25 protein-coding genes are annotated in these 25,014 nt (G+C 68.6%); 18 read left to right on the top strand and 7 right to left on the bottom strand.

Annotated features, from left to right (window positions below; genetic code table 11):
- Positions 1 to 76: 76 nt before the first annotated feature.
- From ACTOQ2_RS27475 to ACTOQ2_RS27450, 6 genes are all read left to right on the top strand, one after another.
- On the top strand, positions 77 to 1,450 hold the full coding sequence (locus tag ACTOQ2_RS27475) for an alpha/beta hydrolase (protein WP_440103367.1): 1,374 nt from the start codon (positions 77 to 79) through the stop codon (positions 1,448 to 1,450).
- 170 nt (positions 1,451 to 1,620) lie between these two features.
- Complete coding sequence (locus ACTOQ2_RS27470) at positions 1,621 to 2,142, top strand: RNA polymerase sigma factor (RefSeq protein WP_362696255.1); 522 nt, start codon at positions 1,621 to 1,623, stop codon at positions 2,140 to 2,142.
- Positions 2,139 to 3,377, top strand: coding sequence for a CU044_5270 family protein (locus ACTOQ2_RS27465; protein ID WP_440103365.1), 1,239 nt, complete (start codon positions 2,139 to 2,141; stop codon positions 3,375 to 3,377). The genes ACTOQ2_RS27470 and ACTOQ2_RS27465 overlap by 4 nt, the downstream gene beginning before the upstream one ends.
- Positions 3,378 to 3,661: 284 nt before the next feature.
- The gene (locus ACTOQ2_RS27460) at positions 3,662 to 4,507 is read left to right on the top strand and encodes a class I SAM-dependent methyltransferase (RefSeq protein ID WP_440103364.1); all 846 of its coding nucleotides are present in this window, start codon (positions 3,662 to 3,664) and stop codon (positions 4,505 to 4,507) included.
- Between the two features lie 344 nt (positions 4,508 to 4,851).
- Positions 4,852 to 5,538 carry a TetR/AcrR family transcriptional regulator gene (locus ACTOQ2_RS27455; RefSeq protein ID WP_440103363.1) on the top strand — a complete coding sequence of 229 codons (687 nt, stop codon included), beginning with the start codon at positions 4,852 to 4,854 and terminating at the stop codon, positions 5,536 to 5,538.
- Positions 5,539 to 5,610: 72 nt separating this feature from the next.
- Positions 5,611 to 7,071, top strand: coding sequence for a serine/threonine-protein kinase (locus ACTOQ2_RS27450; RefSeq protein ID WP_440103362.1), 1,461 nt, complete (start codon positions 5,611 to 5,613; stop codon positions 7,069 to 7,071).
- A gap of 102 nt (positions 7,072 to 7,173) precedes the next feature.
- Here ACTOQ2_RS27450 and ACTOQ2_RS27445 read toward each other — a convergent pair whose 3' ends face one another.
- Positions 7,174 to 7,899, bottom strand: coding sequence for a hypothetical protein (locus tag ACTOQ2_RS27445; protein WP_440068818.1), 726 nt, complete (start codon positions 7,897 to 7,899; stop codon positions 7,174 to 7,176).
- 225 nt (positions 7,900 to 8,124) lie between these two features.
- On the opposite strand from ACTOQ2_RS27445, the gene ACTOQ2_RS27440 reads away from it, so the two are divergent.
- The 4 genes from ACTOQ2_RS27440 (at position 8,125) to ACTOQ2_RS27425 (ending at position 11,751) form a co-directional block, all read left to right on the top strand.
- On the top strand, positions 8,125 to 9,312 hold the full coding sequence (locus tag ACTOQ2_RS27440; RefSeq protein ID WP_440103360.1) for a CE1758 family FMN-dependent luciferase-like monooxygenase: 1,188 nt from the start codon (positions 8,125 to 8,127) through the stop codon (positions 9,310 to 9,312).
- A 2-nt stretch (positions 9,313 to 9,314) separates the two neighbouring features.
- Entirely contained in the window at positions 9,315 to 9,803 is a 489-nt protein-coding gene (locus ACTOQ2_RS27435) for a MarR family winged helix-turn-helix transcriptional regulator (RefSeq protein ID WP_440103358.1), read from the top strand.
- Positions 9,800 to 10,516: a CE1759 family FMN reductase gene (locus tag ACTOQ2_RS27430; RefSeq protein ID WP_440103357.1), complete on the top strand. Its 717-nt coding sequence runs from the start codon at positions 9,800 to 9,802 to the stop codon at positions 10,514 to 10,516. The genes ACTOQ2_RS27435 and ACTOQ2_RS27430 overlap by 4 nt, the downstream gene beginning before the upstream one ends.
- Positions 10,517 to 10,722: 206 nt before the next feature.
- Positions 10,723 to 11,751, top strand: a complete 1,029-nt coding sequence (locus ACTOQ2_RS27425; protein ID WP_440103355.1) for an oxidoreductase — start codon at positions 10,723 to 10,725, stop codon at positions 11,749 to 11,751.
- 13 nt (positions 11,752 to 11,764) lie between these two features.
- Here the strand turns inward: ACTOQ2_RS27425 and ACTOQ2_RS27420 are convergent, their stop codons facing one another.
- On the bottom strand, positions 11,765 to 12,535 hold the full coding sequence (locus ACTOQ2_RS27420) for a phosphotransferase (protein WP_440103353.1): 771 nt from the start codon (positions 12,533 to 12,535) through the stop codon (positions 11,765 to 11,767).
- The gene (locus ACTOQ2_RS27415) at positions 12,532 to 14,067 is read right to left on the bottom strand and encodes an MFS transporter (RefSeq protein WP_440103351.1); all 1,536 of its coding nucleotides are present in this window, start codon (positions 14,065 to 14,067) and stop codon (positions 12,532 to 12,534) included. Before ACTOQ2_RS27415 ends, ACTOQ2_RS27420 begins: the two co-directional genes overlap by 4 nt.
- An 88-nt stretch (positions 14,068 to 14,155) precedes the next feature.
- Here ACTOQ2_RS27415 and ACTOQ2_RS27410 point away from each other — a divergent pair, with 88 nt between their 5' ends.
- Positions 14,156 to 15,118, top strand: a complete 963-nt coding sequence (locus ACTOQ2_RS27410; RefSeq protein ID WP_440103350.1) for a LysR family transcriptional regulator — start codon at positions 14,156 to 14,158, stop codon at positions 15,116 to 15,118.
- Between the two features lie 319 nt (positions 15,119 to 15,437).
- On the opposite strand, the gene ACTOQ2_RS27405 is transcribed toward ACTOQ2_RS27410, so the two are convergent.
- From ACTOQ2_RS27405 to ACTOQ2_RS27390, 4 genes are all read right to left on the bottom strand, one after another.
- The gene (locus ACTOQ2_RS27405) at positions 15,438 to 16,133 is read right to left on the bottom strand and encodes a hypothetical protein (protein WP_440068803.1); all 696 of its coding nucleotides are present in this window, start codon (positions 16,131 to 16,133) and stop codon (positions 15,438 to 15,440) included.
- A 250-nt stretch (positions 16,134 to 16,383) separates the two neighbouring features.
- A complete protein-coding gene (locus ACTOQ2_RS27400) occupies positions 16,384 to 16,803 on the bottom strand; it encodes an ATP-binding protein (protein WP_440103348.1) in 420 nt (139 codons plus the stop codon).
- A 172-nt stretch (positions 16,804 to 16,975) separates the two neighbouring features.
- Complete coding sequence (locus ACTOQ2_RS27395; RefSeq protein WP_440103347.1) at positions 16,976 to 17,494, bottom strand: hypothetical protein; 519 nt, start codon at positions 17,492 to 17,494, stop codon at positions 16,976 to 16,978.
- A complete protein-coding gene (locus ACTOQ2_RS27390) occupies positions 17,491 to 17,976 on the bottom strand; it encodes a hypothetical protein (protein ID WP_440103345.1) in 486 nt (161 codons plus the stop codon). The genes ACTOQ2_RS27395 and ACTOQ2_RS27390 overlap by 4 nt, the downstream gene beginning before the upstream one ends.
- Positions 17,977 to 18,349: 373 nt before the next feature.
- Between ACTOQ2_RS27390 and ACTOQ2_RS27385 the strand changes: the two genes are divergently transcribed.
- From ACTOQ2_RS27385 to ACTOQ2_RS27355, 7 genes are all read left to right on the top strand, one after another.
- Entirely contained in the window at positions 18,350 to 19,627 is a 1,278-nt protein-coding gene (locus ACTOQ2_RS27385; protein WP_440103344.1) for a helix-turn-helix domain-containing protein, read from the top strand.
- A complete protein-coding gene (locus ACTOQ2_RS27380; protein ID WP_440103342.1) occupies positions 19,624 to 21,408 on the top strand; it encodes a S9 family peptidase in 1,785 nt (594 codons plus the stop codon). Before ACTOQ2_RS27385 ends, ACTOQ2_RS27380 begins: the two co-directional genes overlap by 4 nt.
- 238 nt (positions 21,409 to 21,646) lie before the next feature.
- Complete coding sequence (locus tag ACTOQ2_RS27375) at positions 21,647 to 22,621, top strand: hypothetical protein (protein WP_440103341.1); 975 nt, start codon at positions 21,647 to 21,649, stop codon at positions 22,619 to 22,621.
- Positions 22,622 to 22,840: 219 nt separating this feature from the next.
- On the top strand, positions 22,841 to 23,254 hold the full coding sequence (locus tag ACTOQ2_RS27370; protein WP_440103339.1) for a very short patch repair endonuclease: 414 nt from the start codon (positions 22,841 to 22,843) through the stop codon (positions 23,252 to 23,254).
- 196 nt (positions 23,255 to 23,450) lie between these two features.
- Positions 23,451 to 23,615 (top strand): hypothetical protein, encoded by a 165-nt coding sequence (locus ACTOQ2_RS27365; protein WP_440103337.1) that lies wholly within the window; start codon positions 23,451 to 23,453, stop codon positions 23,613 to 23,615.
- Positions 23,605 to 24,105 carry a DUF6879 family protein gene (locus tag ACTOQ2_RS27360; protein WP_440103496.1) on the top strand — a complete coding sequence of 167 codons (501 nt, stop codon included), beginning with the start codon at positions 23,605 to 23,607 and terminating at the stop codon, positions 24,103 to 24,105. The genes ACTOQ2_RS27365 and ACTOQ2_RS27360 overlap by 11 nt, the downstream gene beginning before the upstream one ends.
- A 15-nt stretch (positions 24,106 to 24,120) precedes the next feature.
- Positions 24,121 to 24,972, top strand: a complete 852-nt coding sequence (locus ACTOQ2_RS27355; RefSeq protein WP_440103335.1) for a helix-turn-helix domain-containing protein — start codon at positions 24,121 to 24,123, stop codon at positions 24,970 to 24,972.
- Positions 24,973 to 25,014 lie beyond the last annotated feature (42 nt).

Below are 25,014 nucleotides of genomic sequence, written 5' to 3'. Positions count from 1 at the left end.
CGGTCTGATCGGCCGCCTCCGGAATCAGACCGGGCTCCGATGTGGCCGGGGTGGCCGTTCGGAGATCGTGGCCTTCATGCTGACGTCGATCGCCGTCGCCCTGACCCTCCTGGGTTCGGGCGTGCAGGCACCACAGAACGATTCCCTCGACTGGAGCACCTGCCCGGGTGACAAGATCGGGATGGAGTGCGCCGACCTGCGGGTCCCCGTCAACTGGCAACAGGCCGGCGGACGCGAGATCACCCTGAAGCTGGGCCGCCTGAAGGCCACCGGCACCTCCGAGGGCTCCGTCCTGATCGCCTACGGCGGGCCGGGCGCGCCGGGGATCGCCATCACCCGGTCCGGGAACCGGTGGGCCGGGCTCCGCGAGCGCATGGACATCGTCACCTGGGACACCCGGGGCTACGGTGAGCAGATCGGGGGCCTGAGCACCGGCCTGCCGTGCACCTGGACGCGCATCCCGCTGCCCGAGTTCCCCGAGGACGACGCCGACTTCGGGCGGCTCTCCGACACCAACCGCGGCTACGCCGAGGCCTGCCGCGACAAGGATCCCGAGTTCTTCGCCGCGATGAGCTCGGCCGACAACGCCAGGGACATGGAGGCGATCAGGAAGGCCCTCGGCGGTGCCAAGCTCAACTTCTACGGCGCCTCCTACGCCGGGTTCTACGGGCAGGCGTACGCCAGGCTCTTCCCCGGCCAGGTGCGCACGATGGTGCTCGACGGCACGTGGAACCACAGCACCGCCGACTGGGCCGGTGAGCTGGAGGCGATGGCCAGGAGCAACGAGGAGGCCATCGGCCGCTTCTTCGACTGGTGCGCCGCCGGACAGTGCCGCGACGTACCCGCGAAGTGGCGCAAGCTGGTCGCCGGGGCCGATCGCACGCCGATTCCCGCCAGGCAGGCCGGCATCGCGTACGACGGACGCGACCTGCAGGCCTTCGCGGTGAGCTCCGCCAGGAAGGGCGCCGAGGCGTGGCCGAAGCTGGCGCGGGACATCCGCGCGGCCGTCGGCGGCGACGCCTCCGGCTTCGTGCCCGAGCGCGGCGCCCGCTACCCCGACCAGTCGACCGGCGTCACCGAGTGCGTCGACTGGCCCCGTCCCGCCGGCCGCGCCGAGCTGGAGGCGACGATCGCCCGGCTGCGCGAGGTCGCGCCCAACGCGGGCACCGCGAACACGATGGCGACCGCGACCCTCGGCTGCGTCGGCTGGCCGGTACGGGTGACCAACCCGCCCGCCCCGCTGCCCAAGGGGCTGCCGCCCATGCTCGGCGCGGGCGCCTGGGGCGAGTCCGACGCCGTGCGGCGGGTGCTCAGGCAGGTGCCGGGCAGCGTCGTCGTCCGGCACGAGGGGCCCGGCCACACTCTCCAGGCTTCCAACCCCTGCGCCCGCGCCCACATCGACCGCTACCTCACCGACCGCGTGCTGCCCGCCGCCGGGACGAAGTGCTGACGCGCGGGCGGGCCCCCGCGGTCACCGAGCAGGAGACGGGTCCCAGGCAGGGATGATTCCTGATTTGTAGTGGTTCGTACCATTTTTTTGAAGAAGGCAGGTAACAAACGAGGAGCCCCGGCCATTTCCCCGTGTCAGAACAACACATCCGGTACGAAGGGGGCGGGGCGGTGACGGACGACTCGCAGCGGTTCACCAGCATGTACGACGAGTGCCGGCAACGTGTCTGGGCCTACGTGGTCAGCCGCGCGGGACGGCAGGTGGCGGACGAGGTGGTGAGCGAGACGTTCGCGATCGCCTGGCGGAGGCTGGAGGAGGTGCCGGAGCCGGCCCTGCCGTGGCTCCTCGGGGTGGCCCGCAACGTGCTGCGCGACAACATCCGGGCGGAGGTCCGGCGCGACGCGCTCAGCGCCGAGTTGCGGGCCTGGACCGAGGACGACGTCGCCGAGCAGGTCGCCGAACGGCTCAGCGTGCTCAAGGCGCTGACAGGGCTGTCGGAGGACGACCGGGAACTCCTGATCCTGACCGCCTGGCAGGGACTCTCCCCCCGCGACGCGGCGCGGGTCGTCGGCTGCTCTCCGACCGCCTTCCGGGTACGGCTCCACCGCGCGCGTAAACGGCTCAAGCAGGAGATGGACACCGCCGCGTACCCCGGACCCCGGATGAGGAACCTCAGCGAGGAGTGGTCATGAACCCCATCGATCAGCTGCGGGCCGCACGCCCCGAGCACCTGGGGGACGCCCCGGTCGACCCGCGTACCAGGGCCGCCGAGCTCTCCCGCGCCATGGCACAGCCCCGGCGGGCGCCGGCCGGGCGCAGGGTCGTCCGCCCGGGGTGGGGCCTCGGCCTCGGTCTCGCCGGAGCCGCCGCGGCCGTGACCGCGGTCGCCGTCACGATCTCCGCGACCGGCGGCACGGTCCCGGACGCGCCCTCCGCCCAGGCCGATCCGGGCCGGACGGCCTCCAGCCCGGCGTCCCCCGGTCCGGGGTCCTCCGGTCCGGCGTCCTCCAGCCCGGCGCCCTCCGCCTCGCGGGTCGAGCTCTCCAGCCGATCCATCCTGCTCGCCGCCGCTCACGGAGCGGCCCGCCAGCCGGACACGACCGGCGCCTACTGGCACACCGCGTCGGTGACCCGGATGTTGTCCGAGGCGGCGGACGGGGACTACACCGTCGTCGAGCGGACACGGAACGAGGGCTGGACCCCGTCGGCGACCGGCGGGGACCAGTGGAGCCGGACGCGGTCACTCGGGGCGCGGCCCGCGAGCCCGGAAGACGAGGCGGCCTGGCGGCGGGCCGGTTCCCCGACCGAGATCGAGGTCGAGCTCCCCGGCAAGGGCGGGGGCCGGAGAGGCGGTTACGTCCTGTCGACCGAGCCGGGAGAGGCGAAGGACAGCCACACCCCGCTCGTCGACGGGGACAAGGTGTTCTGGCTGGGCCGCAACGTCACCATGAAGGACCTGCGCGGCCTGCCCGACGACCCCGACGACCTCAAGGCCTGGCTGCTGCGCTCGTACACGGGGAGCGGCACCGAGTCGGACGACCCGATGTCGTCGGACGCCTGGCTGTTCGCCGTCTCGGTCGGGCTGATCACCGACATGCCGGTCACCTCGCAGGTGCGCGGCGCCGCCTTCCGGATGCTCGCCGACCTCAAGACCATCAAGGTCTCCCGCGGCGTCACCGACGCGGAGGGCCGCACCGGCAGCGCGGTCGCCATCGAGGGACCGGCCAGGGCGAAGGCGGACGCCAAGGGCGCCGACGGAGTCCTGCTGGACCGTCTGATCTTCGACGAGGCAACCGGCAGGGCACTGGCCAGGGAGAACGTCGTCGTACGGCCGGGTGGTCTGCAGGCCGGATTCGAACCGGGCACCGTGTGGCACTCCCAGACCGTCCTCGAAGCCGGCTGGACCGACGAGAAGCCCGCGTCCTGAGTCCCTGAGCCCGCGTCCTGGATCTCTGAACCCGCCGTACTCCCGGGGGCGTACGGCGGGCCGGGGCGGACGCCGGTCCCCGTGGACGACGCCCGTCACCCGGTCGCGTGCGCCCCTCCCGCTCCGGCCCGCCCGGATGACGATTGACATGTACGGTTCCACGCCCTCATTATGAACAAGCATTCATGAACGAGTGTTCATATCTGGGATGTCGCGGCCGCACCGAGAGCGGAACCGGTGAGAAGCCGTCCGGGGCGTCCCGAGAGACCCACGGGAGGAACGCGGTGCTTTCCATCGTCAACACCGAGCAGGCGGAAGCGTGGAACGGCTACGAAGGGAACCACTGGGCCGATCACCAGGCACGGTACGACGCCGTGAACAGCGGGTTCAACGACCACCTGCTCGCGGCGGCCGCCATCGGCGACCGGGACCGCGTGCTCGACGTCGGATGCGGCAACGGGCAGGTGACGCGGCTGGCCGCCGGGCGGGCACGGCTCGGACAGGCCACCGGGATCGACCTGTCGGCGCCGATGCTGCGGCGGGCGCGTGCCAGTGCGGCCGGCGAGGGGGTCGCCAACGTGACCTTCGAGGAGGGCGACGCCCAGACCCACCCCTTCCCCACCTCGGGTTTCGACGTGGCGATGAGCCGGTTCGGGATCATGTTCTTCGCCGATCCGGTCGCCGCGTTCGCCAACATCGGCCGCGCGCTGCGACCGGGCGGGCGCCTGGCCATCCTGTCCCTGAGAAGAATGGCCGACAACGACCTGGGCGCCGTCTTCGCGGCGATGGCCGAGCACCTGCCGTCGCGCCCCGCCCCGACCGAGCCCGGTGCCCCCGGCCCGGAGTCGCTGGCCGACCCGGACCGTGTCCGCGAGGTGCTCACCGGCGCGGGTTTCGAGAAGGTGACCTCCACACCGGTCGACGCGCCACAGGTGTGGGGCAGGGACGCCGCCGACGCGGCCGGTTTCCTCGGGGCATGGGGCCCCGTCCGCTTCATCCTCGACCAGGTCGGCAAGGACACCGCGGCCCGGGCCCTTGACGCGCTCACGGTGGCGCTGCGGCCCTACGAGGAGCCCGACGCCGTACGGCTGCGCGGCGCCGCCTGGCTGACCACCGCCACCCGCCCATGACCGTCACCTGTCCCTGACCCGCACCCGCCCATGACCGTCACCTGTCCCTGACCCGCACCCGCCCATGACCGTCACCTGTCCCTGACCCGCACCCGCCCATGACCGTCACCTGTCCCTGACCCGCACCCGCCCATGACCGTCACCTGTCCCTGACCCGCACCCGCCCATGACCGTCACCTGTCCCTGACCCGCACCCGCCCATGACCGTCACCTGTCCCTGACCCGCACCTGTCCCTGAACGCCACCCGACCCTGACCGCCACCCGACCCTGACCGCCACCCGACCCCGACCGCCACCCGCTCCCGGTGATCACTTGCTCCCGGCGGTCACTACGATGCGATGTGATGTCCCCGAGAAAAGCAGCGGCCCTGCGTGATGGCGAGGGCGATCGGAGCCTGCGCGAGCACCTGATCGCCGCCGCCGAACGCCTCATGGCCCAACGCGGTACCGCCGGGCTCACCGTACGCGACATCGCCCGCGAGGCCCGGGTCGCCGACGGTGTGCTGTACAACCACTTCGAGGGCAAGGAGGAGCTGCTCGCGCTCGCCCTGCACGCTCACGTCCAGACCGTCGAACGCGGGCTGGGCGAGCGGCCCACCAGGGCCGGAAGCGGCACCGTCGAGGACAACCTGCGCGCCTACATCACCCAGGGGCTGGCGCTGCACGTCGCGATCCTGCCCTCCTTCGCGGGCCTGCTCGGCCGGCCGGAGGTTCTCATCCGGTTCGCGAACCTGCCCAACCCGGTAGCGGGCGGCCGGGGACTACGCGCGGACCTGGCCACGTACCTGCGTGCCGAGCGCGACCTCGGCCGCCTGGCCCCGGGCGCCAACCCCGAGGCCGCCGCCGCCATGATCATCGGAGCCTGCCACGAGCTGGTCCTGCCCCACCTGTTCAGCGGTGGCGCGGCGACCGCCCTGGAGATTCCCCCCGGTTTCGTCGAGGATCTGCTCACCACCGTCCTGAACGGCATCGGCCCGGTCCCGGGTCCCGGAACCGTCGCAGGAGCAGGGACATCGACTTCCCCGGCGTGAAGCCGACGAACAGTTCGAGGGATCGTGCTCTGACGATCCCGACCGTGAAACGGCAAGGAGGGCAGGAGACCGATGGACACCGAGGGATGGGCCGTCAGTGTTCCCCGCGGATACCGCGTCGGTGACTGGCGGGTCGGCAGGCCCATCTCCACGGGGAGCTGGGCGAGCGTCTACCTGGGAGTACGGGACGGAGAGGGTGCGACACGCGCGGCGTTGAAGTTCCTGCCCACGGGCACGGTCACCCGGCGGCAGCTGGGACACCTCAAGGACATGACGCAGCGGGAGATACGCCTGCACAGCAGGCTGCGGCACGCTCGCCTGATCCGGTTGCACGAGACGCTCGTCATCGACGACGCGGGAAATCCCGAACTCGACGGCGCGTGCGTCCTGGTGATGGACCTGGCGGAACGGTCGCTGGCCGACCTGATCCGGGGAGGGGCTCCCGCTCCCGGCGCGCCGAAGCTGATCGCCGAGATCTGCGAGGGCATAGCGCACATGCACGCCGAGGGATGGGTGCACGGAGACCTCAAGCCCAACAACGTGCTCGTGATGGCCGACGGCTCGGTGTGTCTCGCCGACTTCGGCCTGGCCACCGAGATCGACGGGACCCACGGTTACCTTCCCCCGATGGGGTCGGTGGACCACGTGCCTCCGGAGCGCTGGGGCGAGCCCCTGAGCGAACGCGGACACGCCGTGTGGGCCTCGGCCGATGTGTGGGCGCTCGGCGTGACGGCCTGCCAGCTGCTCACCGGTCACCTTCCCTTCAACGCCCCGACCGCCCGCGCGCGCTACGTGGCCGCCGCCGAGTACGCGGCGGGCGAGCGGCCACTGACGCTTCCTGTCTCGCTGCCCGAGGACTGGCGCTCCTGGGTGGCCGACTGCCTGACACCCGATCCGAGGCTCCGGCCCAGCGCGGCCCGCCAGCTCTACCGGGCACGGGTGCTGGCCGGCACCACCAAGGCCCCGCTGCGGCGAACGGGCACACGGCTGGCGGGGGCGATCGCCGCGGCCCTTCTGGTGATGGCCGGCGTCTCGGGGGCCGGGATGGTCGACTCGTCGGTGGCCGATCCGTTCGGGCGCTGGTTGCGCTCCGATTCCGACATTCCCCCGGAGTACCGCGCGCTGATCGTCGAAGCCGGCACGATGTGCGCCGAGCCGGGCCTGAGCCCGGCACTGGTCGCCGGCATCCTGAAGGCGGAGAGCAACTTCGACGCGGAGCTGTTCGACGTGGCCAACAACGAGTACGGCCTCGCGCGCTGGACGCCGTCGGTGCTGCAGTACTACCTGCCCGCCGACCGCCGCGGCGTCATACCCACCCCGCCCTTCTCCCCCGAGGACACCATTCCCGCCGTCGGCCGCTATCTGTGCACGCGGCTGCCCCTGATGGCCGGGGTGCCCGGAGATCCCGGCCTGCTGGGAGCCGCGGCGTTCCGTTCCTCCGACGATGTGGTCCGCCGGGAGAACGGGGTTCCCGAACGCATCCGGCCGTTCGTCGAACGGGTACGGAAGCACCGGGCCGAATACCAGCCGTGATCACCCGCGTGACCGGTCCGCACGTCAAATGTGATCACCTGCGTGACCGGTCCGCACGTCAGATGTGACCACGTACGCGACCGGGCCGGACGCCGGACGTGATCACGTGTTCAGCCATTTCAGGTGCTCCTCCCGCACCAGGTCGAAGCGCAGCGCGACCGAGACCAGCGCGGCGCGCTGCCAGTCGGCCTTGCGCGAACCGGACGACGGCTTGACGCGCAGTTTCGTCCGTGCGAGATAGTCGACGTGGAAGTTGACCGCGGCCCGGGTCAGTCCCGCGCAGCCGGGGACCTCGTGCAGCCGCTCCAGCACCTCCGGCACCGTCGGGATGACCGCGGACGTACAGTCGCGAAGGCGCGGCTCGCAGAGCGCGATCAGCACGAGGAAGTATTTCGCCGTCTCGTCCAGGGGAAAGCCGGAGACGGTCGGCTCACCGACCGTCGCCTCGGGCGCGTCGAGGTCGATGAAGCTGTGCTGTGAGGCGAAGACCAGAAAGGAACAGGCGCCACCCGCCACCGGGAGCGCCACCCGGGCGAACTCGAACGGTACGGGCGCGGCCGCCCGGCGCGGAGCCACCTTGAGGAACTCCCCGCCCCCCTCGGGATTCTCCACGACAAGGGTGGAGTCACGGCTGAGATTGGTGAGCAGCCAGTAATCCTCCATGGCCCGTATGATCCCGGCCCGCCGGGATATCCCCGGATGATCAAGAGGGAAGTCGACCGGGGCGTCCGCCGAGCCGCGGCCAAAAGTGATCTCGCGGCCCGGAGAGAGCTCGATGACGACCTGTTCGGCGTCGGAGACCTCGGTCTGCAAGAGGATCGTCCGCATCCACCCACCCTCGCAGCGTTCCGGAACCTCGGGCGTTGACGAGCCACAGCTTACGTTGATCAACGCCGTTGTCAGAACCGCCCGGACGGGCGTTGGCGGCGATCGCCTTCGTGACCCTCTGGAAGGGCGTCGACGGCGCCTGGGTGGGGCGGGTCTCCCATCGCGGGAATACATGCGCAGGCATGTTGTTGTGGTGTCCAGAAACAACCTGAAAAGGCGGACATTATGCAGTTTGGAATCTTCACGGTCGGTGACATCGCGCCCGACCCGGTCACCGGCCTTACCCAGAGCGAGGCGGAGCGCATCGGCAACATCGTGCGAATCGCGCAGCGGGCCGACGAGGTCGGGCTGGACGTGTTCGCGCTCGGCGAGCACCACAATCCCCCCTTCGTCCCGTCCTCGCCCACCACCCTGCTGGCGCACATCGCGGCGTTGACCAAGCGCATCATCCTCAGCACCTCGGTCACGCTCATGACCACGAACGACCCGGTGAAGATCGCCGAGGACTACGCCATGCTCCAGCACGTGGCGAAGGGGCGGCTTGATCTCATGCTGGGACGTGGCAACACGGTGCCGGTCTATCCGTGGTTCGGAAAGGACATCCGGCAGGGCGTGGCTCTCGCTCTGGAGAACTACAACCTGTTGCACCGGCTCTGGCGGGAGGATGTCGTGGACTGGGAGGGCACCTTCCGCACGCCGTTGCAGGGCTTCACCTCGACCCCGCGGCCCCTGGACGATGTGCCGCCCTTCGTCTGGCACGGCTCGATCCGCACTCCCGAGATCGCCGAGCAGGCCGCCTTCTACGGCAACGGATACTTCGCCAATCACATCCTGGCGCCGAACCTGCACTTCAAACCGCTCGTGGACTTCTACCGCGCGCGTTTCGAGCACTACGGGCATGGCACGAGGGAACAGGCGATCGTCGGCCTCGGAGGGCAGGCGTTCATCGCCCGGCGCTCCCAGGACGCCGTGAACACCTTCCGACCGTACTTCGAGGAGTACCCGGTCTTCCGGGGGAGCTCGCTCGATGACTACATGGCTCGCACGCCGTTGAGCGTCGGCAGTCCGCAGGAGGTCATCGACAAGACCCTCACCTTCCAGGAGGGCTTCGGTGACTACCAGCGCCAGCTCTTCGCGCTCGACGGTATGGGGCTGCCCGTCGAGATGGCGCTCGAGCAGGTCGAGTTGCTCGGAACCGAGGTCGTCCCGGTGCTCCGCAAGGAGATGGCCGGCAGGCGCGCCCCCGGGGTGCCCGACGCCCCCGTCCACAGCACCCTGGTCGCGGAGAAGTACGGCGACGCCCGGCCGCGGCAGCCGCGCCCGAACCCGAACCGCGGCGACAACCTCTCCGGCGCGTCCCCGTACCAGGACAGCGACCCGGCCGTGGCGGCACGCTTCCCGTCGGTCGTGTGACCATGGCGGGCAACGTCCGACTCGCGAACGAGGCGTGGGAGGCCTTCTTCCGGGCGCAGGCCACGATCGCCCGCGAGTTCGCCGAGGCCGATCACTGGGGTGATCTGCTGCCGCGGGAGTACGGCGTGCTCTACGCGCTCTCCACCGCGGGACGCGGGCTGCGGATCACCGAGCTCGGTTCCGACGTGCTGATCTCCCAGCCCGGCATGTCCAGGCTCGTCGCACGGCTCGAAGCTCGCGGGCTCGTCGAGCGGGAGGACGACCCGGACGACGCCCGTGCCTGTCGCATCCGCCTCACGCCGGCCGGCGTGGAGGTCCAGCGACGCGCCGGCACCGCCCACGCGCGACATGTGGCCCGGGCGATGACCCGGGCCCTGGACCCCGGCCAGCTGGAGATGATCCGCGACCTCAGCCTCAGGCTCCTCGAGGCCGCCGAGCACGAGGCGGCGACCGCCGCCACCCCGAAGAGAACGAAAAGGAACCCCGAATGAGCCCCGACACCTTCGACCCGCACGATTCATCCGAACCGGACGAGCCCCTGCGCCTCGTCGTCGTCAGCGCCGGTGTGAGCGAACCCTCCTCCACCCGCCTTCTCGCGGACCGCACGGTGCAGAAGGTGCTCGACCTGCTCCGTGAATCCGGCACGCCCGCGACCGTCGGGGTCATCGAGCTCGGACCGCTCGCGGTCGACATCGCCCAGGCGATCGTCTCCGGATTTCCCGGCGAGCGCCTCAAGGCGGTGTTCGAACGCCTTGCCGCCGCCGACGCCGTCATCGCCAGTACACCCGTGTACAAGGCGGGTATCAGCGGGCTGATGAAGTCCTTCGCCGACATCCTCGACAACGACCTGCTCATCGCCAAACCCGTCATCCTCGCCGCCACCGCGGGCACGGCCCGGCACGCCATGGTCGTCGACGAGCACTTCCGGCCCCTGTTCGCCTTCATGCGGGCTCTCCCCGTGCCCACCTCCCTCTTCGCCGCACCCGAGGACTGGGGGCAGGCCGCGCTCGGCGACCGGATCCAGCGAGCCGCCACCGAACTCGTCCTCCTGCTGCGCAGCGGCGTCGGCCGGTCGATCGCCGACAGCGCATGGACCGGCTACCAGCACCAGTTCGGCGGCAACGCCACCCGCGCCGAACGCAGCGCCGACGACGTCGACTTCACCACCGACCTCATGCGACTCGCCGCCGGCGGAACACTGTGATCGCGGGTGCCGGTCCCCGACCGGAGTGCTTCCAAGGGAACCGGGGTGCTTCCGAGGGAATACGGCACGTTTGCTAAGTGGAGGATCCTCCGTTATCGTCGACCCCACGTAAACGGAGAATCCTCCGTTTTGTTGACCGTCGTAGGAGAACCCATGCGCCACATCGAGCCCGACCACCTGGGCCCCGACCTCTCGGAGGCGATCGCGTGACCGCGCCCGCACCCACACCGCAGATCCCGCTCGGCACCGGATACGGTCCCGCGACGACCGCGGGCGAGGTCGTCGCCGGTGTCGACCTCACCGGCAGGACCGCGATCGTCACGGGCGGCTACTCCGGCCTCGGCGTCGAGACGGTCCGCGCGCTGCGTGCGGCGGGAGCGTCGGTCGTCGTTCCCGTACGGAACCGCGAGAAGGCGGCCGAGACCCTCGCCGGCGTCGACGGCGTCCAGCTCGAACCGATGGACCTCCAGGATCCCGCGTCGGTCGACGCGTTCGCCGACCGCTTCCTCGACGCTGACCGGCCACTGCACATGCTGATCAACAGCGCCGGGATCATGGCCGGCCCGCTCTCCCGCGACGCGCGCGGCTACGAGTCCCAGTTCGCGACCAACCACCTCGGCCACTTCCAGCTGACGCTCCGGCTCTGGCCCGCGCTGCTGCGGGCCGGGGGCGCCAGGGTCGTCGCGGTCTCGTCATGGGGGCACCGCGAGTCCGACATCGTCTGGGACGACGTGCACTTCGAGCGCCGCCCGTACGACCCGATGGGCGCGTACGGGCAGTCGAAGACGGCCAACAACCTCTTCGCCGTCGAGCTCGACCGGCGCGGACGCGACCACGGGGTGCGGGCGTTCTCCCTGCACCCGGGCAGGATCCTCACCCCGCTCGTACGGCACACCAGCACGGACCACCTCCAGCGGATGGGCATGATCGGGGAGGACGGCGAACCGCTCATCGACCCGTTGCGGAACAAGAAGAGCCCCGAGCAGGGCGCCGCGACGAGCGTGTGGTGCGCCACCGGCCCGCAGCTCGACGGACTCGGCGGCGTCTACTGCGAGAACTCCGACATCGCCCCGCTCGTCCCCGAGGGCGACGACCCCGTCGCCATCGCCGAGGAGCGGGTGCGAACCGGTGAGTCCCTCGCCTTCGGCGTCATGCCCTACTCGATCGACCCGCACTCCGCGACCCGGCTGTGGGACCTCAGCGAGAAGCTCACCGGAGCGCGCCTCGACGCGTGACGGCGCGGCACCGTCACTCCTCGTCGAAGGCCCTGAGCAGGAGGTCGCGGTTCGCGGCGAGATAGCGGATGTCGGCCTCGTACAGGTCGATGTGGCCGCCGTCGATGTGGGACTGGAACGCCTTGTTGCCCCGTTTCGCCTGAGCACGCATGAAGTCGATGAGGGCGCGCAGCCGGTCGGCCACGATGTCGAGGAGCGCGGCGTCGGCGGGAACGCCGTAGGTATGGCAGAAGCGGGCCGCCCGGCGCCCCTGCTCCGCAGGGCTTCCGTAGCTGTCGGGATTGTCCGGCGCGTGCAGGGGGGCGAACCGGTAGACCGCGTACGCCACGTCCCACATGCGCGGGCCCGGGTGCGCGGCGTCGAAGTCGATGAGGCCCACGACCGTGCCCTCGCGCACCACGCAGTTGTACGGCGCGGCGTCGCCATGGCAGATGACCTCGGCGGGCGAACGCGCGGGCAGCCACCACCGGTCGCCGGGACCGGTTTCGAACGTGGCGCTCGCGTCGTGGAAGCGGCGCAGCAGCATGGCCGCCGAGTCCAGGAGTTCGGGCGTGCGCAGCTCGGAGGGGAGCGCCTGGTGCACCTGTCCGTGCAGGAAGGTCAGCACCTCGTCGCCGTCGGCGTCGAGGCCCAGCGGCTCGGGGGCGCCGTCGAAGCCCCGCGCGCGCACGTGCCGCAGCAGCCGGTGGATCGCCGGCGACGCCGCGGAGGCCGGGCGGCGGACGGTGTCGCCGTACCGGCGCACCACGTTCATGCCGCCGCGGAGTTCCTCGCCCTCGGTCATGCGGCGGGCTTTCCCGTACGATCCGCTCCGGTACGCCACACCGTCGCCGACACCAGCACGGAGGCCAGGACCAGAGCGCCCGCCGCGGCCAGGAAGGCCCACCGGTAGCCGCTGACGGCCGCCGCAGGGGAGGAGCCGCCGGCCTCCAGCGCCACGCCGGTACGGCCTATCGCGATCGCGGCGAAGACGGCCAGCCCCAGGGCGCTGCCCAGTTGCTGCATGGTCGTCTGCACCCCGGAACCGAGTCCGGCGTCCTGGTCGGTCACCCCGTGCAGCGCCGCGTTCTGCAGCGCGGGAAAGGCGATCCCCAGCCCCGCGGCGATCATCACCATGGCGGGCAGCACGTCAACGGCGTAACCGCCGGCGACCGACATCCTCAGCGCCACGTACAGCATGCCCGCGGCGCTGAGGACGAGACCGGCGCCGCTGGTGAGCGCGGTACCGAGCCGGTCGGTCAACACGGTGGAGAGCATCAGCCCGCCGAGGAAGGCCACGCAGAATGGCAGGTAGGCCAGTCCGGTGGCCAGCGGCCGGTAGCCGAGCACGTTCTGCATGTACAGGGTGAGCAGGAACATCGTCGCCGCCATCCCGCTGGCCAGCGTGACCGTCGCCAGGTTCGCCGACAGGCGGACGCGGCTCGCGAAGAAGCGCGGCGGCACCAGCGGCGAGGCGGCCCGCGCCTGCACGACGAGGAAGGCGGCCAGCGCGACCAGCCCCGCGCCCAGAGGGACGAGGGTGGCCGAGGTGCTCCACCCGCGGTGACCGGCCGACAGCAGGGCGGAGATGAGCGCGATCAGGCCGGTCGTGACGAGTACCGCCCCCGCCCAGTCGACCCCGCGGCCGCCGCCACCGCCCGGCCGCGCCTTCACCAGCCGTGGCGCGAGCAGCAACGCCACCGCGGCGACCGGCAGGTTGATCAGGAAGATCCAGCGCCAGCCCGCCAGTTCGGTCAGCGCCCCGGACAGCAACACCCCCACCGTCGCGCCCAGCCCGCTCAGCCCTCCCCAGATCGCCAGGGCACGGGCCTTCTCGCGACCGTCGCGGAAGGTCAGCACGATGATCGACAGGGCGGCCGGCGCTGCCAGCGCCTCGCCGAGGCCCTGCCCGAACCGGCTGGCCACCAGCATGCCGGTGTTCGCCGCGACCCCGCTGGCCAGTGACGCCAGCGCGAAGATCGCCGTGCCCAGCAGGAACATGCGGCGCCTGCCCCACAGGTCGGCCAGCCGCCCGCCGAGCAGCAGCAGCCCGCCCGCGGTCACGACATAGGCGTTGACCACCCAGGCGAGGTCCGCCGTCGAGGCGCCCAGGTCACGTTGCAGCGAGGGCAGCGCGACGTTCACGATCGAGCTGTCCACGGTGAACATGAACTGCACCATCGCCAGCACCGCCAGCGCGCGCCAGCGGCGCGGATCCGCCGCGCCGCCCTCGGCCGTACCGGTCACGTCGGTGGTGGCGGCCACATCGGCGGTGGCGGTCGTGTCTCGGACGGTCGTGTCTCGGACCGGTTCGCCCGACCGGGTGTCCTCATCCATGAGATCCACTCCATCGCCCACCGGCGTGCGGTGTCCAACAAGACCTTCCCTTCTTGACAAGCGTTGCTTGTCGCTGCAGCGTGTGGGGGTGGATCTCGACCTTCGACAGCTTCAGGCGTTCGTCACGACCGCCGAGGAGCTGCACTTCGGACGGGCCGCGGCCCGGCTGTGCCTCACCCAGCAGGCGCTGTCGCTTCGCATCCGGCGCCTGGAGGAGACCCTGGGCGGATCGCTTTTCGTGCGGGGCCATCACCTCGTCGAGCTGACCGACCTGGGACGGCGGCTGCTGCCCCTGACGCGCCAGACCCTGGCCGCGGCCGAGGAGATCGTGGCCGCCGCCCGGCTCGACTGCCGTCCGCTGCGGCTCGACACCTTCCGCCCGATCGCCGGCTCCTTTCTGATGCGCTGGCTGATCGACCTGGTCGACCTGCCGCTGGAGCTGAGCAGCCGGCACAGCCTGGGGACCGCTCTGTCGGCGCTGCGGCGTGCCGAGATCGACGTGGCCTTCGGCCGGGTGCACGGCCTCGCCCCCTCCTGGTTGGAGGACCTGGCTCATCAGCCCCTGAGGTTCGAGCCGCTGTACGCGCTGATGTCACGCCGCCATCAGCTGGCGGCGCGGTCCCGCCTGCGCCCGGCCGACCTGCGTTCCTGCGGGCTCTGGACACCGGCCCTGGCGGGCGCCACCGAGCTGGACGGCTATCTGCGCGCCTTCAGCGACCACTTCGCCGTCCCCCTGGCCATCGGGCCGGCGCTGGCCACGCTGGAGCAGGTGGTGGCGCAGCTCCACGCCCGTACCGACCGGGTATGGCTGATCGACGCCAACGCCCAGACCGCCGGCATCGCGGACACGGCGCTGATCCCGCTGGTCGATCCCACCCCGCTCTACCCGTGGTCGCTGGTCTGGCGGCGCCGCAATCACCATCCGCTCCTGAACCGGCTCCTGCACACCGCCACCGCCACTGCCCGGCAGGAGGGATGGCTTCACTACGAGCCCACCGCACACTGGCTGCCGCCCGAAGACCTCGCCGCCGCGACCGCCGGCCGTCCGTGAAGACCGCGAACACCGGATCAACCACAGGATCCAGGAAACAGGACCCAGGGCGACCATGTCACCCTCGTCGATCCCGTCCGTGCCCGTATCGAGCGGCCACTCCGGCACGATCGGCGATACTGCCCACCTGCGCCACGCGCTGGACCAGGGCGCCGACTGACCCCGGCCCTACCACGAGGGCAGCACCTGTTGAGACCGGCGCGACCGGCCAACGGCGCCGGACGAGCCTGAAGACGCTGAAATCACGTGACGCCGGACAGGTGGCGACGGTCAAGGCGCGGAGGCGTCGCTCCGCTCAGCGGAGACGAGCACACTTGAGCTACAGGTCCAGCGCCGGGGCGTAGACCGACTGCTGCTCCCGGACGAGCCGGTCAAGGTCCAGACGCACGCCGCTCATCGCTTCCACGGTCGCCAGGGCGGTCTCCCAGTCGCGATATTGATCGGGGTACGGCACGCCCGTTTCGGCGTCGGTCATCTTCCGGTTGTGGAGCATCCGGAGTGCGCCAAGGTAGGCATCCAATCCCCGCGGGTTCTGGCCGGTGCATCCCGCCGGCTGGGGATGCAGGATGTCCAGCGTGGTGACAAGAGCGCCGTCGGCGCCGTAGCACAACTCATTGGCATTGTTGATCAACCACCAAAAACCCCACGCTTGAGCGTTCTCGGTCAGCCTGGCCCACGCTCCCGGGGTGGTGGGCGCGAAACCGACGCTCGCTATGAGGATCACACCACGCTCGCTTTGCTCCAGCGCCACATAGCCGGTGTCCGGCAGATCCACCGGAAGGCGCGGAACGATCGTGCCGGGGTCGGCACCCAGCCGGCACGCGACCTCGGTGACCGTCAGCGGCGTGTCACGACCCCGTACGACCATCCAGAACATCGAATCGGTGTTCATGTACCGCCCCGCGGACAGGTCGTCAAGATCTTCCAAGAAGCGCGTGTAGTGTTCGATCATCTCAGGTGTAACCGGATCCATTGATTTTCCGCCCCTGTCGGGAAGCGCCAGGATAGCGATCACTCACGACAGTGGCCACGCCGCGGCATGTGTCGCATGCCGCATGGGCTCGGCCGGAGACGTGGGGCGGCTTCAGTCCTGACGTGATGTTTCGGGGGGTGGCGAGTTCGACCTCGAATCCGTCGGCGACCAGGACGGCAGGTCGTCCCCCCTCGCGCGGTCACTCGCGGTTGTTCCCGGTGGACCGGTGTGATGGTACGAATCCATCCAGATCTCGTACCATCACACCGGTCCACCGGCCTTGTCCGGGTTCTCAGCCGGGTGAGCCGAGCTCGAACCAGATGACGGTCCCGGTGCCGTCGCGATGGAAGCCCCAGCGGGTCGCGAGGTCGTTGACGAGCATCAGTCCCCGGCCACCCGTGGCGTCCGGCCCGGAGTTCCTTACGCAGGGGATCCGCGCGGAGCCGGGGTCCTGGACGGTGACCAGCACGCCGTGAGGGAGGAAGGCCACCGTGACGACGAACTCTCCTGGCCGCTCGACCGGTCCCGTACCGTCCCGCGTGGTGCCGGTATCAACTGGTTGGACGGAGTGCTCGACGGCGTTGGTCGCGAGTTCGCTGGTGAGGAGCACGGCGTCGTCACACAGCGGGTGGCCGTCCCCGAGGATCTCGGCGACGAAGTTTCGGGCGGGCCTGACCTGGTCGCGGGTGGCCCCGAACCGCTGAGAGATCACGGGAGACCTCGCGGGTACGTGACCCGCATGATCCGCGTGATCCGAGGGCGTCGACCACCCGGGTACGTGGCCCAGGTGCGGCGACCATACCGCTCCCGCGTGGGCCGGCCCCGCCTGGGCCGGTTCTGCGTGGGCCGGTTCCGTGGCGTCGTCGGCTGTCGCTCGGAGCCGGTCAGCGAACACGCCGACGAGCACGGAGAGGAGTCGCCCCGCCATCCCTGTCACCCCCCTTACTCGTGATCGCGATGCTCTTCCCGCCCCCGGCGTCCCTTTCCGTCTCGTCCCCGGCGTCTCTTTTCACGAACCTGACGTCCTCGGTGCCGTCGACACCTTCAGGCCGTGGCTCTGGAACGGCCGTTCGGCGGCCCGTCCCGGGGAGAGAACGCCGTGACCGTTCACGCTGGTCGAGAGCGGGGTGGGGGCGGAAGTCCTCGATGTGCCGCATCCGTGCGACCAGCTCGGCGAAGGTATCGGCCTCGACCAGGCCGACGCGCTCCCGGCACCAGGCGGGGGAGAGCGCCCACCAGCGCTCGGTGGCCTTGCCGTACCAGAGGCACCAGCCGGTGAACCGGAGTGCCAGCGCGCCGGTGTCGTCTTCGCCGGGCTCGCAGGAGGGGGGAGCGGGAAGGGTTTCCGTTGTTTCGGCGGTCGTTGTCGTGCCGGTCGCTTCGACGGATGGCGGGCTACTCATGCCGTCACCCCTTTCCGGTACGCCTCGCGCCTGCCCGGCCAGGGCCGTACACCCGGCGACTCCCGTCCGTACGGCTGCTGTCTGGACGAAGGCTGTCCGTACGGCGACTGTCCGTACGGCGGCGCGGCCATCGAGGCCGGTCGCGCGTGGCGTCCCCTGCCTGAGGGAGAACCCGCGAAGGGACGGCTCGTCGAGCGCGCGGCCACGGTGGTGGACGGATTCGGTGCGGCGGGCACCGGGTGTGCGGCCGGTACGGCCGAGGGCAGCCGACCGCAGAGCCCGAGGCGGCGCCGGGCCGTCATACGGGTACGGACCTGGGCCGGGGTGGGCTGCTCCCACAGATGGCCGGGCCGATGCGGCAGGCTGGCGGCGTCGTGCGCGTACGGGGGATGACCGCACCAGCGGCAGCCCAGGGGCGAGGGCGGCTGCTCGGCATGCCAGCGAATCCTGAGGATCCTGGGGGTTCTACTAGGGTTGGCCATGGGTCGCACCTTCCTGTGCGATCAAGGCTCTGCCGGGTGACGCTACTCGCCCGGCGGAGCCGTTTTTGTGATGCCCTTGAGTTCGCCGGTCGTGACTACCTGCGTGTTTTCAGGTGAGGCGGTCTCGCTCGACGGCCTGGTATGAACTCATGGGGATCACCGCCGGGAGACCGCCTGGCATGTCCTTCCCAGGCGAGACCGGGCAACGTCGCCCGCATTCTCGGGGGTGAGTTTCTTCAGCTGATCGAGGGCACATACCGAGTCGATGCTCATGGCGTCCATCTCTCACGATCCGGCCTGCTCAAGGTGCTGACAGCAGACCGCACGACCTGATTTGCTCGCAACGAACAGCAAAACAGCAGGGAGTACGCGCATGGCTACCGAGAGAAAAGGAAGTCGCGGGCGACCGGCCAAGGTCCTCGACCCCGGATCGTCACTGCTCGCCGCGCTTGGCTCCAGGATGCGCGAACTGCGCAAAGCGCGCTCGCTCACGCTGATGGAGCTCGGCGAGTTGACCGGATACTCCTGGCAACACCTCGGTGCCGTGGAGCGGGCTTCGGTCGCCCCTTCCGAATCCGTGGTCATCGCGTGCGATGCCGCGCTCGGCGCGAACGGGACGCTCAACGGCATGTTTCCCGGTGTCATCCGAGAGCAGGCCCATCTACGCCACCGCAGCGAAGCCGCGCGGAGACCCGTCCCGGAGACGCCGGATCCCGGTATCGACTGGGGGCGGCTCAGCACGTGTGGCAAGCGCGCTTCGGCGATCACCTCCGCCGTGGTGGAGGACATCGAAGTGATCACCATCCACCAGCGCCGCCTCTACCACGAGCTGACGTCGGCCGAGATGCTCGTCCCGGTTGACGGCCATCTCGCCCTCCTGCTCTCGCTCTTGGAGGCGCCCACCTCCAACCGGCTGCGGCGGCGAATCGCCCACGCGGCGGCGGAGGCCGCCGGGTTCGCGGCGTGGATCCGGTTCGACCTGGGTGATCACTTCACAATGGGACACCGATACGCCACCGCTCTGGATGCCCTGGGCGAAGCGGGCGACAGAGGACTTCGGTCCTACGTCAGCGCCTACCGATCCGTCACCGCGGACGCGGCCGGGCGGGCAGACGAGGCCATCCACCACGCCTCAGCGGCTTTGGAAACGGCCGGTCGCTCAGTCACCCGTGTCACGAGATCCTGGCTTCATGCCGTGAGTGCCACCGCCCACGCCCACGCGGGTGACAGCCAGACCGCCCTGGCCGAACTCGACCGGGCGAACGGAGCCCTGGAACGGGCCGGTGACGAGCGGGACGAATGGATGTACGACTTCGACCGCGAGCGGCTCCTCGGCTATGAGGGTGACTGCCTTCTCGAACTCGGTCGGTACGCCCAGGCCGCCCGTTCCTTCGAGGACGCCATCGGTGGCGTTCCCGCCACGTGCGTACGTCGCAGGGCAGAACTCACCGTGGACCTGGCGCGAGCGCGGCTCGGAGAAGGCGAATCCGCCGAGGCCGTACGGCTGGCACAGGAGGCCATCGCCGTATTCGCCAGGCGAGGATCAGTCGCCGGAATGTCCCGGGTCCAGCGCTTCCGCGATCACGTGGCGAGCCGACAGCCTGCGGTCGCTCGCGAACTGGACGACTTCGTCCGATCATGGCAAGAGTGAGCCCTATCCCCGCTGAACTTGTCGCTCGCGCCACCATCTCCTATGACGCTGTCCAAGCGGTTGGTGAGACCGTTTACTGGATCGAGGGGCGGGCGGACGGAGATGTGCTCGTATGTTGGACCGCCACCGACGGTCGCCAGGACGTGCTACCGGAGGGATTTCACGTCGCCTCCCATGTACACGAGTACGGCGGAGGCGCTTATCTGGCCACCGAGCGGGACGTGTGGTTCTGCGACGCCGACGACCAGCGGATCTATCACGTACGCGACCATCGGCACCCCGTACCGGTGACTCCCGTTCCCGCCTCACCGGGAGCCCTCCGCTACGCCGACCTCCGCCTCCTGTCGGGTACGGACAAGTTGGTCTCCGTCCGAGAACGACACGAGGAAACCCTTGTCCACAACGAGTTGGTCGTCCTGCCTGATGACGGATCCGCCGAGCCGACGGTCATCGCGTCCGGTGACGACTTCTACATGTCCCCGGAGCCCAGCCCTGACGGGAGGCGACTGACCTGGGTCTCATGGAACGCCCCGCTCATGCCCTGGGACGGCGCCCGGCTCTGGCTGGCCGACGTCCTACCTGACGGCACCCTCACCGGTACGCGGTTGGTCGCGGGAGGGGACGACGAGTCGGTGTGCCAGCCACAGTGGAGCGACGACGGGACACTGCACTTCGTCTCCGACCGCTCCGGCTGGTGGAACCTGTACGCCTGGCGCGAGGGCCGCACCGAACCGGTGATCACGGGGGAGTTCGAGGTCGCTGCGGCTCCCTGGGAGTTCGGCTACCGCACTTACGAGATCCAGGACTCCCAGATAACGGCGATCATTCAGCAAGGGCCGTCGCACTCCCTGGTGGTGAGGCGTCTCAATGGTGATCTCGAACGGCTGGCGTTTCCGTACACCTCCATCAAGCCCTACCTTGCCATGGCAGGTGGAAAAGTCGCCTTCATCGGCTCCAGTCCCACGCGGTTGCCCACGGTGGTGCTGGGCGCGCCCGACGGTTCTGTCCATGAGCTCACCTCGGCCGACGTCACTCTTGACCCCGCATCGCTCGTCCGGCCAGAGCCCTTCACCTTCGGTACTCGCGATGGAGGTGAAGCGCACGGTCTCTACTATCCGCCCCTGGGAGGGAGCGATCGGCCTCCGCCATTGCTCGTACGAGCTCATCCTGGGCCGACGGCGAACTGGCCGCTGCGGTTGGACCTCCACGCGCAGTACTTCACGAGCCGTGGTTTCGCCGTCGCTGATGTCGACTATCGGGGGAGTACTGGGTACGGCCGCGCGTACCGGCTGGGGCTCCGTCGCCGGTGGGGGGTGGTCGACGCCACCGATTGCACTGATGCGGCTCGTCACTTGGTGTCCGCCGGTCGGGCGGATCTTGGGCGGATGGCGATCTGGGGTGCCAGCGCCGGGGGCTACACCGTTCTGCGGGCTCTGGCGGTCACTGATGTGTTCGCGGCCGGGATCGCTAGGTCAGCGGTGGTCGACCTGGAGAGCTGGGGCAGAACCGTGCCGAAATTCCAGGCCCATCACGCCGAACTGCTTGGCAGCGATCGCCTCAGCGAGGCAGGTGAATCCGAGATCGAGACCCGACGCCCGCTGCTCCTGATTCACGGAGACGAAGATCGCGTAACCTCGATAGACCAGGTGCAGGCCCTCGCCCAACACCTTAACAACGTCCTGATTGTCATCCATGGAGCAGGTCACACCCTGCGGAAGCTCGCTGACGTTCAGGATGTTCTCTTCGCGGAACTGGAGTTCATCTTGGCCTGTTTCCGTTGATCATGACCTAAAGGCTAAGGCTGGGCTTCCTATGTGCTCTCGTTGTGAGCACTGCAGGCTATCCGAAAGATCCTCTATCTGGCCAATGGGTGCTTTTGGGGTATTTGGCACCTCTTGCACCCTGGTCGACGCCAGGACAAGCATTTCCGCAGGTCAATACCTACCGCCGGTATAGCGGAAATATTAGAACTTAATTCTTGAGATCTTGGTTGTCGGTGGAGGCGTCTAAAGTCATCATATGACCGATATGTCAATCAGTCCCGGATTGATCACTACGCGTGCCGATATGAAGGAGATCTTCGGTGGTGGGACGCAAGGCGGCATCGTCCCCTCTGCCACGACACCGAACGTTCTGATCTACTCAGACCCAAGTGCCGGGGAGCAGTCGGGGTACTTCGACGGCTGGTTAGCCCAAGAAGATGAGAAGGGGTCTATCTTCGAGTACACCGGCCATGGCCAAGCTGACCAGACATTTGAAGGGCAGGCAGGGAACGGCAATCGAGCAGTCCTTCACCACATCGACGATTGCCGCGCGCTTCACGTCTTCAAGGCTGTAGGTAAAGTTCCTGGTTCTGGCACCAAGGAGCAGCGGTACATCGGTGAGTTTGCGTTAGATCTCGAAGAGCCTTATGTCATCCGACAAGCGCCAAACAAGAAAGGGGTGCTCCGCCGGGTTATTGTCTTCCGAATGCGTCCGGTTGGGGCGGTTCCCCGAAATGAATTAGACTACATCCCTCCAGCAGAAAAAACAGAGGCTATCGCTGTCCCGGCGGATGTTACGACGAGTGTGATGGTCGAGCCAGAGACTAGCAATAAGACAACAAGTTCTCGATCAGCGATTCCTAAGACAACGACAGAGCGGCGAGAGGCAAAGATTTCGGCTGATTTTCAGGCATTCCTAGAAGCTCATCAGCACCAGGTTAAGCGTTTTCAGATCAAGGTAAAAGGGCTCACGTCTGTGCTGCTCACCGATCTATATGACGCCACGGCACACGTGTTGTACGAGGTAAAAGGCAACAGTTCGCGACAGTCGATACGCATGGCGATCGGTCAATTGCTGGATTATCGTCGTCATGTCATCCCTGCCTGCCCGGCAATTGCTGTCCTGCTGCCCGAAGAACCAAAAGAGGATCTTCGGGATCTTTTAGAGTCCGCGAAAATCGCCCTAGTTTACCGGGATGGCGATAGTTTCACTGGCTATCCAGTTCAGTGAGCTTTTCATCCTCGGGCGACCTCGTAGTTCTGTAGAACAATGATGGCCTTGCGCAGGTGTCCGGCTTGCTGGGCGTCTCATGCTTCTACCTAGTCTGCCACTATATTCTCGCTTCATCTTAATTTTTTCTGAAGCTTTTATGTCTTTAGATTTGGAGAGGGGCTATGAAACTTGCAAGAATAGGTGTGCGAATAAGGAGAAGAGCCACAAGCCGGCCTTATGGCTAGGGCAGTTATGTGGGCTAACAAGGGCCGTGACACCAAACCAGAGCTCGCTCTTCGTCGGGCCGCGCACGCGCTCGGGCTCCGCTATCGCGTCTCATACCGCCCGCTCAAGGTAGTTCGCCGGACCGCAGACCTCGTGTTCACCAGGGCGAAGGTCGCCGTGTTCATGGACGGCTGCTTCTGGCACGGCTGCCCGCAACATCACACCGTGGCAGCGACCAACGCAAGTTTCTGGGCGGAAAAGGTCCGGAGGACGAAGGAGCGCGACGCGGAGACCGATCGTCTTCTGGAGGAGGAAGGCTGGCTGGTTATCCGGGTTTGGGAACACCAAGATCCTGTGCAGGCGGCTGTGCACGTCGCCGGTGTGGTGGCTACCCGTCGGGACACTCTGACTGCTGAAGGCAAGTAAATCGATCTACCTACAAGTCGAACTGGCGAGCTCAGGCAAGGTGCTAGGCGGGGCGAGTGGTCTATGAACTATTGACGGCAAGGGCGTCTCGACGGATTATTCGGGAAATCCAGAGAAACCGTCAGACGGGAGCGAGTCCATGGCCCTGGTTTGGCTTGGTAGGGAGACTGACGGGGGTAACTCTCCGACCCTGTGGGTGGACGAGGCGACCGACGAGTACGTCATCCAGGGGTTCACGGTGACCGACCCCGACGCGCTGACCGTGATCGGAACCATCCCCGACGACGAGCTCGTCTTGCGGGTTCCCCGCAGGCTGATGGATCATCTGCCCAAGGAGGCTCGTGGACCTGATGACATATGAGGAGTTCCAGTCCTGCTTCCATGATGCGAAGCGGGCGTGGCACCTGGAGCTGAAGGACACCTACCGGGTCGCCCAGGAGGACGAGCCGCTGCGGAAGTGGCTGACCGGAGCGTACGACGACCTGGCTTGGCGGCGGCCCTGGCAGCGGTTCATCCGGCAGGTGACGTCGGCCGGCTGCGAGGTTCAGCGGCTCCGAGTCGTCACTGTGCCACACACGGACTACACCCGGTGGCTACTGGCCATCGCCGGTGACAACGTGAAGGCGGGCGAGGACATCCGGTACCTGCCGCGCCACCTCGCGGCGGATGTGGACTTTCCCGCCGAGGATTGCTGGCTGTTCGACGACGACCGACTCGTCCTCAGCGTCTTTCCCGGGGATGGCCGTACCGGCGCCTTCGTCGTCGAGACCGATTCGCAGTTGATCGAGCGTTACCGCGCGGCCCGGGATCTCACCTGGTCACGCGGTGTTCCCCACGCCGACTACGTCTGATTTCCGTCACGCCTCGTGCTCCCTCCCACCGACCAGGCCCGCGAAGCCCTAGGCGCACGTCTGCGGGAACTCCGTCGTGACGCGGAGCTGTCCGGCCGTGATCTGGCGGAGCGGGCCGGTTGGAGAGCCCCAAAGGTCTCCAAACTGGAGCTGGGCAGGCAGAACGCTACCGAGGCGGACATCCGCACCTGGTGTCGTGTTTGTGGCGCCGAGGACCAGATCCTCGAACTGATCGCCACCGTCCGTACGATCGACGCCCAGTATGTCGAGTGGAAACGCCAGATGCGCGGTGGCCAGCGGCGCGTCCAGAACGCCATCAGGAACGAGGACCTGAACACGCGCCTGTTCCGGATCTTCGAACCCTTCCACATCCCCGGCTTCCTGCAGACTCGTGACTACGCCCGGGTCATCATGGCCAGGTCCGCTGCCTTCTACGAGCTCGTCCACGACGACCTGGAGGCGGCGGTCGGCGCCCGGCTTGGTCGGCAGGCGATCCTGCGGATGGGGGATCGGCGTTTCCACGTCATCATGGCGGAGCAGGCCCTCGACACGTGGGTGGGCGGCCCGGAGGTGATGCGCGATCAACTCGCGCACATCCACGCCGAGATGGAGGCGCTTCCGCTGCGTCTGCACGTCGGCGTCATCCCCCGGCATGCCGACATCGAGCTCGGTCCGCACGCCGGGTACTGGATCTTCGACTCGCGGATCGTCATGACGGAGACCGTCACGGCCGGGCTGAACGTGACCCAGCCTCGGGAGATCGCGCTGTATGAGCGGCACTTCGGCGGTTTGGACCGTCTCGCCGTATATGGGGAGCGCGCGCACGAGCTGATTGACCGTGCCCTGCACGATATTGAAGAAATCTGAAGACATTCCGTTGAGCCGTACGGCATGCCGTCCTTAGCGTCG

It is taken from the genome of Streptosporangium sp. H16, assembly GCF_051918855.1.
In the GTDB taxonomy this organism is placed as follows: Bacteria; Actinomycetota; Actinomycetes; order Streptosporangiales; family Streptosporangiaceae; genus Streptosporangium.
This window is presented reverse-complemented; position numbering and strand designations above follow the sequence as displayed.